The organism is Parendozoicomonas callyspongiae, from assembly GCF_023502345.1.
Classification (GTDB): domain Bacteria; phylum Pseudomonadota; class Gammaproteobacteria; order Pseudomonadales; family Endozoicomonadaceae; genus Sansalvadorimonas; species Sansalvadorimonas callyspongiae.
Map to the genome: position 1 here is coordinate 1 of NZ_JAMFLX010000149.1, position 531 is coordinate 531.

Annotated in this window: 1 protein-coding gene; it reads left to right on the forward strand. The window is 37.1% G+C overall.

Annotated elements, in window-relative coordinates; translation table 11 throughout:
• Window positions 1-422 (forward strand): hypothetical protein (locus M3P05_RS20720; RefSeq protein ID WP_249702051.1); only part of this gene is annotated, 422 nt, incomplete at its 5' end.
• Window positions 423-531: the final 109 nt, after the last annotated feature.

Below are 531 nucleotides of genomic sequence, written 5' to 3' on the forward strand. Positions count from 1 at the left end.
GCCTCAGGAAGATCGTGAAGATTAATTCAAATAACATAGAAAAAGAGATGATTCTGTTCGTTCAAGAATGGTTTGATTTAATTTCTGATGGAAAGATAAACGAAGCTTGCAACATAATAGATCAGCCAAATTGCTACGGTATAAAATGGACACCTGAAAAGGTACAAGAGACTATTTTAAATGAGTTTGGTCAGGAAACAGTTTTTGGTGCACAAAACACAGATGGTTTTTTTTTCTCAAAAGTAAAAGAAACCAACGGAAGCTATCGTGCTGATGTTTTGAAATTTGATGATGAAAGTGGTTATTCAGTTGAACATGATGTTCCATTAAACGGGAAGTGGAGTGACTTGACAGCACAATTTGAGTTCATCGGTAAGCCACCTTTATTTGAGTTCATATTGCATGACTTTCATGTATTGTAATAAAAATGGCCTAACAAGTTGCTGCAACGGACTCGTCAAACTGTCACTTTTTTTGCCAAAAGACCGGCAAAAAAGGCGCCAGTTTAACTCACCGCTGAGCAAGGCGTTA